Consider the following 13,278-nt stretch of genomic DNA (forward strand, 5'->3'; position numbering starts at 1 on the left):
GTTCTGGTGGGTCGGCATGAAACACCATCCGCTGCAGCTGATGGTGCATGGCGAGCGCATCGCCGAGTTGCGGCCGCGTGTGCAGGTTCCAGGCGTCAAGCTGCTCGCCAGCCGCTCGGCCGGCAATCCGAACTACCTGTTCATCGATCTCGACATCGCCCCCGGCGCGAAGGCCGGCACGATCACGATCGATTTCCTGCGCGGCAACGCCGTGGTGCTGCGCCAGCCCTACGAACTGCGCGCCCGCACACCCGGCGCGGCCCAGCGCCAGGGCTTCGGCCCGGCCGATGCGATCTACCTCGTCGTGCCCGACCGCTTTGCCAACGGCAACCCGGCCAACGACAACATCGACGCACTCGGCGACCCGGTCAACCGCGCCGACCATGGCGGCCGCCACGGCGGCGACCTGCAAGGTATCGCCGAGCACCTGGACTACATCGCCGGCCTCGGCTTCACACAGCTGTGGCCGACGCCGATCGTCGAGAACAAACAGCCGAAGTACTCGTACCACGGCTACTCGGCCACCGACCTGTACCGCGTCGACCCCCGCTTCGGCAGCAACGAGGACTATCGGCAGCTCGCTGAACAGGCCCGCACCAAGGGGCTGGGCGTGATCATGGACCTGGCGCCCAACCACATCGGCTCGGGGCATGCCTGGATGCAGGACATGCCGGCACCGGACTGGCTGAACCACCCCGACCACTACGTCGAGACCAACCACCGCCATGTCACGGTGCAGGACCGCTACGCCGCGCCCAGCGACAAGGCTGGCATGACCGATGGCTGGTTCGTGCCGACGATGCCCGACCTGAACCAGCGCCAGCCGCTGCTCGCGACCTACCTGGTGCAGAACGCGATCTGGTGGATCGAGTACGCGGGGCTGTCGGGCATCCGTGCCGACACCTACCCGTATTCCGACAAGGCCTTCCTCGCCCGCTGGTCGGGCGCGATCATGGCCGAGTACCCGAAGCTGTCGATCGTCGGCGAGGAGATGACGGACCACCCGGCCATGGTGGCGTACTGGCTGCGCGGCCACCATAACCACGACGGTTATGTCTCGCACATGCCGAGCATGATGGACTTCCCGCTGCATGGCGCGATGCGGCAGGCGCTGGTCGAACCCGAAGGCCAGGGCTATGGCGTCGGCTTCGGCCGGCTGTACGAGGCGCTGGTCGACGACCTGCAGTACCCCGAGCCTTCGAAGCTGGTGCTGTTCGCCGGCAACCACGACACCAACCGCGCCTTCTCGGCGCTCGGTGAAGACGGAGCGTTGATGCGGCTGGCGCTGGTCTACCTGGCGACGACCGCGCGCACGCCACAGCTGTTCTATGGCGATGAGCTGCTGATGACGAGCCCGATCGAGCGCAGCGACGGCATCGTGCGCAGCGACTTTCCCGGCGGCTGGGCGGGCGATGCCACCAACGCCTTCACCGGCCAGGGCCTGGGCCCGGCCCAGCGCGAGATTCAGGCTTTCGTGCGCCAGCTGTTCAACTGGCGCAAGGCATCGGCTGCGGTGCAACGCGGCCGGCTGATGCACTACGCACCCGACCGTGGCACCTACACCTACTTCCGCACCGACGAGAAGACTGGCGCGCAGGTGATGGTGGTGCTGAGCAAGTCCACCACCGAGGTCAGGCTCGACACTCGCCGCTTTGCGGACGTGCTGCCTGCGAACGCCAAGGGCCGCGATCTCTTCAGTGGCGCAACGCTGGACCTCGGCCGCGAGCTGGTCGTGCCGCCGCGCTCGGCGCTGGTGATCGATGTGTCAAGCCAGTGAGTTGTTAGGTCTGAGCTAGCATCGGTGTTTTCGAGGGGGCGTGCCCATGCCAACAACCATTCGTCGGGCCTCAGCCATGCTGCTGGCCGCCGTCACCGTCGCCTCTTGCGGCGGCGGCGAAGAGTCACGTGAAGAAACCTGGGAGGTGCAAAGCAGCGAGCAGGAGTGCTACGGCTTCATGCCCACGCTGTGCCTGCAGACCCGCACCAGCGCCAACGGCGCCTGGGGTTTTCAGTACGCCGGCATCCGTGGCTTCAACTACGAGATGGGCTACCGCTATCAGGTGAAGGTCCGCATCACCAAGGTCGACCCGCCGCCGATCGACGGCTCCAGCGAAAAAACGGAACTGATCGACGTCTTGGCCAAGACGGCCGTCCCGCGCAGCGAGACCTTCGACATCTCGGTCACCGAGCCATCATCGATCACCAAGCTCGACGACACCACCTACCGGTTGTTCAACCGCCGCACGCTCACCTGCACGGCCGAGAACTGCCTGGTCATCGAAGCCGCGCGCACCAACGGGCTGGGCCTGCTGCTCGAGTTCGACCACCAGAACTCACCCACCGGGCCGATGCACCTGCTGGGCATCGTGTGCAGCGCGCCGAGCGCCAGCTTCCACGCCGCCTGCCTCGATTGAGAGAGAGGCGCGTTCATCCCCGTTCGTGCTTGTCAAAGGCGCGCGAAGCGCCGCCGCCTATCAAGTGGCGTGCGCGGATCTGGCTTCGCCAGTCCGCTGCGCGAGCCCCCTCGGGGGGCAGCCCCCGGAGGGGGCGTGGGGGCCAACTAATGGTGCCGCCGCTTGACCTCAGGCACCGAGAACTCGCGTCCGATCACCGAGCGGGCGTACAGGTAGTTCAGCTTGGCCCGGTCACTCAGGCTGTCCAGGTTGACGCAGCCGGTGGCGTCGCATTCGAAGGCGTAGGCGCGGCCAGCATCGAACAACGATTGGAATCGCAGCTCGTAGTGGCGGCGGTCGGGAAACTGCAATCGAAGATCGGTGTTCATGGTTTTTGCCCTCCAGAACGACATCAACGCGGGCCGGTTGGCCCTTGGGCGCATCTGACGCCTGAACAGGCTCCATTGGCATCCCCAGCCCGCGGGACGCCCATCCCCTGCATGTGGGACGTGCGGGGGTCTTGGGCCTCAAGCGGCCACACCTTGCGACATATTCACGTCCCTAGAAGGCGGGTGGTCGCGTTGACGCAGGCCGCGACGGCACCTGCCGCGCCTGGATCAGGGCAACTTCGCCCCGTCCTTCGTCGTGATGCGCCAGCCCCAGCCGTCCAGCGCCAGATCACCCAGCAGCGGGTGGCCCGACAAGGACTGCGGGCTGGGCGACAGGTTGACGACGACCGTGACCTGGTCTTCGTCGCGCGTGCGCTGGAAGGCGAACAGCGTCGGGTGGCCCAGCTCGACGATCTGCAGCGGCCCGCCGAGTGCGCCGTTGACCAGCGCCGGATGCTCGTGCTTCAGCTTGAACAGGCGGGTGTAGAAGTCGCCGAGCGGGTAGTCCTTCCAGGCGATCGGGTCTTTCTCGAAGAACTTCAGCCGCTTGTCCRGCCCGCCCTCCTGGCCGCCGTAGATCAGCGGCATGCCGGGCAGCGTGGCGGCCAGCACCGCAAACGCCTGCAGCGAAGGGCCGAAGGCCTCGGCGTCGCTGGCCTGCCACGAGTTGCTGTCGTGGTTCGCGGTGTAGCGCATGCGGTAGGCGTCCGCCGGGTAGGCCTGCTTGGGCTGCGTCAGGAAGTCCACCAGCACCGACTTGCCGGCGTTGCCCTTGGCCACCGCCTTGAACACGTCGTACAGCCCGAGGTCGTAGGTCATGTCGAACGCGCCGTCGTGCATCACCGGCGCGTCCCACTCGGCCAGCATGAAGACCGGCTTGATCTTGTCCAGCGCCTTGCGCGCATCGCGCCAGAACGGCATCGGCACCAGGCCGGCGACATCGCAGCGGAAGCCGTCGACATCGACCTCGYGGACCCAGAACGACATCGCCTCGATCATCGCCTGGCGCAGCCCGGGCTGGGTGTAGTCGAGCGCGACGACGTCCGTCCACTCTTCCTTGTGTTCACCTTCGCCGAAGGTGACCGGGTAGATCTCGCCCTTGGCGTTCTTCTTGTACCAGTCGCGGTGCTGGCCGACCCATGGGTGGTCCCAGGCGGTGTGGTTGGCCACCCAGTCGAGGATCACCTTCATGCCCAACAGATGCGCTTGCTGGACCAGGTCGCGCAGGTCGGCCATCTCGCCAAACTCGGGGTTCACCGCCTGGTAGTCGCGCACCGCGTAGTAGCTGCCCAGCGTGCCCTTGCGCTGCTTGATGCCGATCGGGTGCACCGGCATCAGCCACAGGATGTCGACGCCCATCGCCTTCAGCCGCGGCAGGTGCGCACTGAAGGCCTGGATCGTGCCCTGCGGCGTGTACTGGCGCAGGTTGACCTCGTAGATCACCGCCTGGCGCGACCAGGGCACATGCGTCACGTTGTCGGGCGGCAGGGCTTCGGCGGCTTGGACAACAGCGGGCATGGCAAGGCTCAGGCCAAGCGCCGCCAGCAAAGCACCGGCCAACGCAGGTCGGGACAAACGGCGGCAAGGCATGGCGGCTACTCCGTGGTTGGTGCCTTCATCAGCAAGGCAGTTTCAACAGCTCGAAAGGGCCGCGCCCGCTCGCGGCGGTGATCAAGCCCAGCACGCGGGTGGTCTCGGCGTCGATCATCGGCCAGCGGAAACGCCAACCCCAGTTGCCGCCCAGCACACCCGGGATGTTCATGCGGTGGCTGCTGGGCAGGCCCAGCACGTCCTGCAGCGGGAACACCGCGATGTTGGCGACCGAGTTGCAGCAGGCCCGGATCATCGCCCAATGCACGTCGTGATCGCCGCAGACGAGGTAACTGCCTGCAAAAGCGCGTTCGCGCGGGCTGGCGTGGTCCCACCAGCCGCGCACGGTGTCGTTGTCGTGCGTGCCGGTGTAGGCCACGCTGTTGGGCGTCCACATGTGCGGCAGGAACTCATGCGTGCCGTCGCCGCCGAATGCGAACTGCAGGATCTTCATGCCAGGGAAACCGCAGCCGTCGCGCAGTGCATGCACGTCCGGCGTGATGTAGCCCAGGTCCTCGGCCACGATCGGCAGCTTGCCCAGCGCTTTTTCGATCGCGTCGAACAGCGGCTTGCCCGGGCCGGTGAGCCAACGGCCGCGCTTGGCATCGGGGCTGTCGGCCGGGATCTCGTAGTAGCCGGCAAAGCCGCGGAAGTGGTCGATGCGAAACACGTCGGCACTGGTCAACGCCCGCTTCACGCGCGCCGTCCACCAAGCGTAGTTCTCGTCGGCCATCTTGTCCCAGCGGTACAACGGGTTACCCCAGCGCTGGCCCAGCGGGCCGAGGTCATCGGGCGGCACGCCGGCCACGACGGTGGTCTGGAAGTTCTCGTCCAGCAGGTACAGGTCGGGCCGCGACCAGCAATCGGCCGAGTCGTGCGCGACGAAGATCGGCAGGTCGCCCATCAGCGACACGCCGCGCTCATTGGCATAACGTTTCAGTGTGGCGCACTGGGTGTCGAAGCACCACTGCACGAACTTCCAGAATCCGATCTCGGTCGCATGCTCGTTGCGCGCAGCGGCCATCGCGGCCTTTTCGCGGCGGGCCAGCGGCGCCGGCCATTCCCACCACGGCTGGCCACCGCGCGGCGAGCGGATCGCCATGAACAGCGCGTAGTCGTCGAGCCAGCCGGCCTGCGCTTCGCACCAGGCCTTGTGCGCGGCCTTGTCAGCGGGCGTCGCTTTGGCGGCGAAGCCGGCGGCAGCGGCACGCAGTTGCGCCTCGCGCCACGGCAGCACGCGGCCGTAGTCCACGCAAGCGGCGTCGAAGCCGCCATCGGGCAAGGTGGGCGCGGCCAGCCAGCCACGCTCGACCAGCGGCTCCAGCGCGACCATCCATTGGCTGCCGGCAAACGCGCTGACACCCTGGTACGGCGAATCGCCCGGGCCGATCGGCGTGCTCGGCAGCCACTGCCACAGGCGCTGGCCGGCCGACTGCAGCCAGTCGACAAAGCGGAACGCATCGGGGCCGAAATCGCCGATGCCGTGCGGGCCCGGCAATGAAGTGATGTGCAGCAGCACACCGGCGCTGCGCTGGGTCAGGTCCATGGGACTCCTCTTCTGATCTTCAGGCTTCAGGTGCTGCGTAGAACGAGCAGGCTTCGTGGCGGAGCAGTCAGGTGGCCGCTGGCCGCGCTGGCATGGGTCGGCGGCAGGCTGCCGCTGCTGTCCAGCCGCAGCTGCCAGGCGCCGGGCGGCAGCGTGAAGGGCTGCGGCGCCACGTCGGGGTTGAACAGCAGCAGCAGCGACGGAACACGTGGGTCGTGCGCGCGGATGCGGCAGGCGAACGCGAGGCAGCCGGGCTCGTGCCAGTCATGCACGTGCATCTCGCTGCCAACCGGTGTCAGCCAGGTCAGGAACGCATCGCCGGGCGCGCCCGGAGGGTGGCAGAACCAGCGGTCGTGGTGCAGCAGTGGCTCTTCGCGCCGCAGGGCCGCGAGCTCGCCGACGAAGCGCGTCAGCCTGGCGTCGGCGCCAGGCCAGTCGAGCCAGCCGATCGGGTTGTCCTGGCAGTAGGCGTTGTTGTTGCCGCCCTGGCTGTTGGCCAGTTCGTCGCCGGCGTTCAGCATCGGCGTGCCCTGGGCCAACATCAGGGTGGCCAGCATCGCGCGGCGCACCCGCTGGCGGGTGTCGCGGATCGCCGGGTTGTCGCTCGGGCCTTCGACGCCGAAGTTCGCACTCAGCTCGCCGTCGCGGCCATCGCGGTTGTCTTCGCCGTTGGCGTGGTTGTGCTTCTGGCCGAAGCTGACCACATCGTTCAACGTGTAGCCGTCATGCACCGCCACGAAGTTGACCGATGCGCTCGGCGAGCGCTGGCCGTGATGGAACAGATCGCTCGATGCGGTGAAGCGGCGCGCGAACTCGCCTCGGCTGACCGGCACCTTCGCCTCGCGGCCCAGCCAGTAGCCGCGCACCGCGTCGCGGAACTTGTCGTTCCATTCGAGGAAACGGCCCGGGAAGCGGCCAACCTGGTAACCCTCCGGGCCGGCGTCCCACGGCTCGGCGATCAGGTGCACCTGGGCGAGCAATGGGTCCTGCCGCAGCGCGGCGAAGAAGGCGGCGCTCGGCTCGAAGCCCAGGTTCGTGCGGCCCAGCACCGGCGCCAGGTCGAAGCGGAAACCGTCGACGCCCATCTCGTGCACCCAATAGCGCAGCGAGTCGAGCACGAACTGAGCGACGCGCGGGTGCGCCACGTGCAGCGTGTTGCCGCAGCCGGTCAGGTTCTCACTGCGGCTCTTGTCGTCGGGCACCAGCCGGTACCAGCTCTTGTTGTCCAGCCCGCGAAAGCTCAGCGTCGGGCCGAACTCGTTGCCTTCCGGCGTGTGGTTGTAGACCACGTCGAGCACGACCTCCAGGCCATGTTCATGCAGCGTCGCGACCATCTCGCGGAACTCGCGGGTCACCGCCGCTGGGTCGTCGGGTTGTGTCGCGAGCCGCGGGCTCGGGCAGAAGAAGCCCAGCGTGTTGTAGCCCCAGTAGTTGGTCAGGCCCTTGTCGGCCAGGTGCGGCTCGTCAACGGCGTACTGCACCGGCAGCAGCGACAGCGTCGTGACACCGAGGGCCTTGAAGTGCGCGATCGCCGCCGGGTGGGCCAGTGCGGCGTAGCTGCCGCGCAAGGCCTCGGGGATGCTGGGATGCAGCTTCGAGAAGCCCTTGACGTGGACCTCGTAGAGCACGACATCGGCTGGCGCGTGGCGCGGGACGTTGCGGCGGCCCGGTGCTTCGCCCAACGGCTCAGCGACACGGGCCTTGAGCGCCGAGGTCGCGTTGTCACGGGTGTCGAACGAGCGCGGCCCTTCGGGGTGGCCGAGTTCGTAGCCGTGGTGCTCGGGCATCCAGGCGAATCGGCCGACGATCTCGCGCGCACAGGGGTCGAGCAGCAGCTTGTGCGGGTTGAAGCGGTGACCGTCTTCGGGTCGGTACGGCCCATGCGCGCGGTAGCCATAGACCAGGCCCGGCCCGACGTCGGGCAGGAAGCCGTGGAAGACCCCATCGTGCGGGCCGCTCAGCGCATAACGCTTCAGCTCGCGTGACCCTGCGCTGTCGAACACGCACAGCTCGATGCGCTCGGCGTGCTCGGAGAAGACCGCAAAGTTGACGCCACCGTCACGCGGGTGGGCGCCCATCGGTTCATGGCGGCCGTCGAGCAGCTGCAAGGGCAGGCTGTGGTGCATGGAGACAAGAGAAAGGTCAGGCCGGAATCAGGAAGATCGTCGCCAGCGGTGGCAAGGTCAGCGCGATCGATGCGTCGCGCCCGTGGGCTGGCACCTGCTCGACGCGCAAGGTCGCATCCTTGTTGCCCATGTTGCTGCCGCCGTAGTGCGCCGAGTCGGTGTTCAGCGCCTCACGCCAAACGCCAGCGCCGGCCGGCACGCCCAGACGGTAGCCCTCGCGCGGCACCGGTGTGAAGTTGCTGACGACGATCACCTGGCGGCCCTGGCCGTCACGCCGCAACCAGGCGAACACCGAGGCCTCGGCGTCGTCGTGGCTGATCCACTCGAAGCCCTCGGGCTCGCAGTCCAGCCGGTGCATCGCGGGCTGCGTGCGGTACAGGCGGTTCAGGTCGCGCACCAGGCTTTGCACGCCGGCGTGGCGCGGGTCGTCGAGCCGGCGCCACGGCAGGTGCGCGTCGTGGTGCCATTCGTCGGGCTGCGCGAATTCCTGGCCCATGAACAGCAGCTTCTTGCCCGGGTGGCCCCACATGAAGCCGTAGTAGGCGCGCAGGTTGGCGAAACGCTGCCAGTCGTCGCCCGGCATCTTCGCGATCATCGAGCCCTTGCCGTGCACCACCTCGTCGTGCGAGATCGGCAGCACGTAGTTCTCGCTGAACGCGTAGACCAGGCCGAAGCTCATTTTCTCGTGGTGCCAGCGGCGGTGCACCGGGTCTTCGCGCATGTAGGCCAGCGTGTCGTTCATCCAGCCCATGTTCCACTTGTAGTGGAAGCCCAGGCCGCCGACATCGGTCGGAGCGGACACTTTCGGGAACGCCGTCGACTCCTCGGCGATCGTCACCGCGCCGGGCGCCTCGGTGCCGAGCACGCGGTTGACCTGCTGCAGCAGCGCGATCGCCTCGAGGTTCTCGCGCCCGCCATGCAGGTTGGGCACCCACTCGCCCGACGGGCGTGAGTAGTCGCGGTACAGCATCGAGGCCACCGCGTCGACGCGCAAACCATCGACCGCATAACGCTCGAGCCAGTACAGCGCGCTGCCGGCGAGGAACTCGCGGACCTCGTAGCGGCCGAAGTTTGGAATCAGCGTGTTCCAGTCGCGGTGCACCCCCTCACGCGGGTCGGCGTACTCGTACAGCGCCGTGCCGTCGAACTGGGCCAGGCCGTGCGCGTCGCTCGGGAAGTGCGCCGGCACCCAGTCGAGCAGCACGCCGAGGCCTCGCGCATGGCAGGCCGCGACGAAACGCGCCAACCCATCCGGCGAGCCGAAGCGCGCGCTGGCGGCGTACTGGCCCAGCGTCTGGTAGCCCCACGAACCGTCGTACGGGTGCTCGGTGATTGGCAGCAACTCGATGTGGGTGAAACCCATGTCGGCCACGTACTCCGGCAAAGCCGCGGCCAGGTCGTCCCAGCTCGGGAACGGGCCGCTGCCCAGGCGCCGCCACGACGGCGCATGCACCTCGTAGATCGAGATCGGCGCGTCGCGGCGGTTGGCGGCGGCGCGGCCCTCGGGCAACGCGCGCACCGGCGGCAGTGGCGCCACCTTGCTGGCGGTGTCCGGCCGCAGTTGGGCGGCGCGCGCAAACGGGTCCGCCTTCAACGGCAGCAGCATGCCGTCACGCGCCAGCAGCTCGAACTTGTAGAGATCACCCTCGATCACATGCGGGACGAAGATCTCCCACACGCCTGCCTCGTGGCGGTAGCGCATCGGGTGGCGGCGACCGTCCCACTGGTTGAAGTCGCCAACCACGCTGACACGCCTGGCCAGCGGTGCCCAGACCGCAAAGCGCACGCCGGCCACGCCCTGCTGCATCACCGCATGGGCGCCAAGCACCGTGTAGGGCCGCGGGTGGCGGCCGGCTTTCAGCGCCAGCAGGTCACTCTCGGGCAGTTGCGGGCCGAAGGCGTAGGCATCGGCCAATTCGCCCAGCACCAGCCCTTGCGGGTCATACAACTTCAGGCGGTAGGCAAAGCGCTGCTTGCGGCGCGGGATCGGGCCTTCGAAAAAGCCGTCCGGGTCGCGGTGCGCCAGGCTGACGAGCTTCTTGCCTGTCTTGGCATCCAGCACATCGATCGCGGCCACGCTGGGCCAGACGACGCGCAGCCACATCTGGCCGTCTTCCTCCGGGTGCAGGCCCAGCACCGAAAACGGGTCCGGGTGGCGCGCCGCGAGCAGGGCCTGGACGTGCGAGTCACCGAGCATCTTCTTGGTCTTCCTACAGAGAGCCGGGCAGCTTACACCCCCTCCGGCGCGACCCAGACCCGCTCGACATAGTCGCGGATGGTGCGGTCGGCCGAGAACCAGCCCATGCCCGCCACGTTGCGGATCGCGCGCTCGGCCCAGGCTGCCGGCTCACGGTACAGCGCGTCGACCTTGGCTTGCGTGGCCACGTAGTCGGTGAAGTCGGCCAGCAGCAGGTAGCGGTCGATGCCCAGCAGGTGGTCGATCAGCGGCCGGTAACGCTCGGGCTCGGTGGGCGAGAACAGGCCGTTGTCGATTGCATTCAGCACACGCTGCAGCTGTGCGTTCTCGCGCTCGTAGCGCGCCGGCTGGTAGCCCTTGGCGATCAGCTGCGCGACCGCCTCGGTGCGCAGGCCGAAGACGAACATGTTCTCCACGCCCATCGCCTCGGCCATCTCGATGTTGGCGCCGTCCCAGGTGCCGATCGTGACCGCGCCGTTGAGCGCGAACTTCATGTTGCCGGTACCCGATGCCTCGGTGCCGGCGGTCGAGATCTGCTCGGACAAATCGGCCGCCGGCAGGATGGTCTCGGCCAGGCTGACGCTGTAGTTCGGCAAGAAGGCGAGCTTGAGCCGACCGGCGACGCGCGGGTCGTCGTTGACCGTTGCGGCAATGTCATGCGCCAGCCGGATGATCAGCTTGGCCGCCTGGTAGGCCGAAGCCGCCTTGCCGGCGATGACCACGGTGCGCGGCACCCAGTCAGCCTGCGGGTTCTCGACGATGGCCTGGTAGCGGGCGACGACGTGTAGCAGGTTCAACAGCTGGCGCTTGTATTCGTGGATGCGCTTGATCTGCACGTCGAACAGGCTGTCGACGTTGACGACCAGGCCCAGCTCACGCCCGATGCGCTCGGCCAGGCGCTGCTTGTTGGCGCGCTTGACGGCCATGAACTCGCGGCCGAGCGCCGGGTCGGCGGCCAACGGCTTCAACGCCGCCAACTGGCCCAGGTCCTTGCGCCAGGCAGTGCCAATGCGCGCATCCAGCAGGCCGGCCAGGCCCGGGTTGGCCTGCGCCAGCCAGCGGCGCGGCGTCACGCCATTGGTCACGTTATGAAAACGCTCGGGCCACAGTGCCGCGTAGTCGGCAAAGATGGTCTGCACCATCAACTCGCTGTGCAGGGCCGACACGCCGTTGACCTTGTGCGACGCAACGATCGCCAGCGCCGCCATGCGCACGCGGCGCTCGCTGTGGTCGCTGCCTTCGTCGATCAGCGACATGCGGGCGACCCGTGCATGGTCGTGCGGGAAGCGCTTGCGAACCTCGTCGAGAAAGCGGTGGTTGATCTCGTAAATGATGCCCAGATGGCGCGGCAGCAACTCTTCGAACAGCGAGACCGGCCAGGTCTCCAACGCCTCGGGCATCAGCGTGTGGTTGGTGTACGAGACGGCTTGTGAGGTGATGGCCCAGGCCTGGTGCCACGGCAGGTGATGCTCGTCGAGCAGCAGGCGCATCAGCTCGGCCGGCGCCAGCGCGGGGTGGGTGTCGTTCAGGTGGATCGCGTTGCGCAGGCCCAGCGTGGCCATCGGCTGGCCCTCGCGCAGGTGGCGGGCGATCAGGTCTTGCAGCGATGCGCTGACGAGGAAGGCCTCTTGCTTCAGGCGCAACGCGCGGCCAGCCGCCGTTGAGTCGTCCGGGTAGAGCACCCAGTTCAGCGTGTCGGCCGCCAGCTGGTGGCGCGAGGCCGCGGCGTAGTCGCCATGGCAGAAGGCGTTGAAGTCGATCGGATCGGCGGCACTCGCCTGCCATTGGCGCAGCGTGGCCACACGCTCGCTGTGGTGCGCCGGCACGATGAAGTCGAAGGCCGAGGCGACCAGGCGCTCGGCCGGCTCCCAGTGGTGGCGCAGGTCGGCGCCGATGGCCACGCGGCCACCAAAGCCGACCGGGTAGCGCAGCTCGGGGCGCGACAGCTCCCACGGCTCGCCGAGCTTCATCCAGTCGTCGGGCCGCTCGACCTGACGGCCACCTTCGATGCCCTGGGCGAACATGCCGTAGCGGTAGCGCAGGCCATAGCCGAATGCGGGCAGGCCCTGTTCGGCGAAAGCATCGAGGAAGCAGGCAGCCAGACGGCCGAGGCCGCCGTTACCGAGCGCTGCATCGCTCTCGCGCTCCAGCACATCGGGCAGCGAGTGCCCGAGTTGGGCGAGCTGATCACGCAGCTCGCCTTCCAGGCCCAGCGCGGCCAGCGCATTGCCGAGCGCGCGGCCCATCAGGAATTCCATCGACAGGTAATGCACCCGGCGCGACACTCGCTGCCCGTCGGGGCCGGCGTCTTCGGCCTGGGTACGCGCCCAGCGTTGCGCCAGCAACTCGCGGCAGGCAGCGGCGGCCGCGCGCAAGGCGGCTTCGGCGCTCGCACCCTGCGTGGCCAGACCCAGCTCACGCTCGAAGGCAGCCCGGAACGCAGCGCGCAGCGCGCCGTCGTCGGCAGCGGAGGTGGGGCGGTTCAGGGCGGTCATGGTGGTGTTCACAGTGAAGCGTTGTTCCGTGTTGGCGGCCCGCTCGCTCAACCAAGAGCCAGCGGCCTCGAGAGCCCTTCAGCGGACCCGAAACGACCACGCGCAGCCGACGCGGCATGAGGACGTAGCGGAAGTATCCTGGATTCGAACGGAAGATTGTAGTTTGACTACATATGGAAAACCCGAGCACCATCATAAGTGCTTGATTTCATTGATTACATATCAGCGTCAACAATGAAAGTCAGATTGTGCTGTCGTAGTCATGTATGTATATTCTCTACATTCTGGCCGGCCGCTGACGCCGCTGGCGGATGGGTAGCGCCCGCCCGCAACGGTGGCCGCCAGCAAGCAACAAGGCGTGATGYGAGACAAGCCCGGCGGGCCCGAAGCGGCCGCACGGTGCGGAGGTAAGAAGTGGCGGACGTGAAGCTGCAAGGCGTGGCCAAGGCCTATGGCGCCACGAAGATCCTGCACGGGGTCGACCTGGAGATCCGCAACGGCGAGTTCATGGTCTTCGTCGGCCCATCGGGCTGCGGCAAGTC

At 67.8% G+C, this 13,278-nt stretch carries 8 protein-coding genes; 2 read left to right on the forward strand and 6 right to left on the reverse strand.

From position 1 onward, the window contains the following. Both AC1DYI_RS14240 and AC1DYI_RS14245 read left to right on the forward strand, forming a co-directional pair. A partial coding sequence (locus AC1DYI_RS14240) for a glycoside hydrolase family 13 protein (protein WP_477204777.1) occupies positions 1-1,777 on the forward strand: 1,777 nt, incomplete at its 5' end. Positions 1,778-1,823: 46 nt separating this feature from the next. Then, positions 1,824-2,414 carry a DUF4377 domain-containing protein gene (locus AC1DYI_RS14245; protein ID WP_477204778.1) on the forward strand — a complete coding sequence of 197 codons (591 nt, stop codon included), beginning with the start codon at positions 1,824-1,826 and terminating at the stop codon, positions 2,412-2,414. 146 nt (positions 2,415-2,560) lie between these two features. Here AC1DYI_RS14245 and AC1DYI_RS14250 read toward each other — a convergent pair whose 3' ends face one another. The 6 genes from AC1DYI_RS14250 to AC1DYI_RS14275 form a co-directional block, all read right to left on the reverse strand. Next, positions 2,561-2,782: a hypothetical protein gene (locus tag AC1DYI_RS14250; protein WP_477204779.1), complete on the reverse strand. Its 222-nt coding sequence runs from the start codon at positions 2,780-2,782 to the stop codon at positions 2,561-2,563. Between the two features lie 228 nt (positions 2,783-3,010). Further along, entirely contained in the window at positions 3,011-4,300 is a 1,290-nt protein-coding gene (locus AC1DYI_RS14255) for an alpha-amylase family glycosyl hydrolase (RefSeq protein ID WP_477204780.1), read from the reverse strand. Between the two features lie 100 nt (positions 4,301-4,400). Further along, positions 4,401-5,918 (reverse strand): 4-alpha-glucanotransferase, encoded by a 1,518-nt coding sequence (gene malQ / locus AC1DYI_RS14260; RefSeq protein ID WP_477204781.1) that lies wholly within the window; start codon positions 5,916-5,918, stop codon positions 4,401-4,403. A 26-nt stretch (positions 5,919-5,944) separates the two neighbouring features. Beyond that, complete coding sequence (gene glgX, locus AC1DYI_RS14265; RefSeq protein WP_477204782.1) at positions 5,945-8,044, reverse strand: glycogen debranching protein GlgX; 2,100 nt, start codon at positions 8,042-8,044, stop codon at positions 5,945-5,947. 16 nt (positions 8,045-8,060) lie between these two features. Further along, on the reverse strand, positions 8,061-10,241 hold the full coding sequence (gene glgB, locus AC1DYI_RS14270) for a 1,4-alpha-glucan branching protein GlgB (RefSeq protein ID WP_477204783.1): 2,181 nt from the start codon (positions 10,239-10,241) through the stop codon (positions 8,061-8,063). A 32-nt stretch (positions 10,242-10,273) separates the two neighbouring features. Next, positions 10,274-12,736, reverse strand: a complete 2,463-nt coding sequence (locus tag AC1DYI_RS14275) for a glycogen/starch/alpha-glucan phosphorylase (protein ID WP_477204784.1) — start codon at positions 12,734-12,736, stop codon at positions 10,274-10,276. Positions 12,737-13,278 lie beyond the last annotated feature (542 nt).

This window comes from Ideonella sp. P3_A4, assembly GCF_056403075.1.

Coding starts and splice junctions, on each gene's coding strand:
- AC1DYI_RS14245 (WP_477204778.1), top strand. CDS start 1,824: ATGCCAACAACCATTCGTCGGGCCTCAGCCATGCTGCTGGCCGCCGTC.
- AC1DYI_RS14250 (WP_477204779.1), bottom strand. CDS start 2,782: ATGAACACCGATCTTCGATTGCAGTTTCCCGACCGCCGCCACTACGAG.
- malQ (WP_477204781.1), bottom strand. CDS start 5,918: ATGGACCTGACCCAGCGCAGCGCCGGTGTGCTGCTGCACATCACTTCA.
- glgX (WP_477204782.1), bottom strand. CDS start 8,044: ATGCACCACAGCCTGCCCTTGCAGCTGCTCGACGGCCGCCATGAACCG.
- glgB (WP_477204783.1), bottom strand. CDS start 10,241: ATGCTCGGTGACTCGCACGTCCAGGCCCTGCTCGCGGCGCGCCACCCG.
- AC1DYI_RS14275 (WP_477204784.1), bottom strand. CDS start 12,736: ATGACCGCCCTGAACCGCCCCACCTCCGCTGCCGACGACGGCGCGCTG.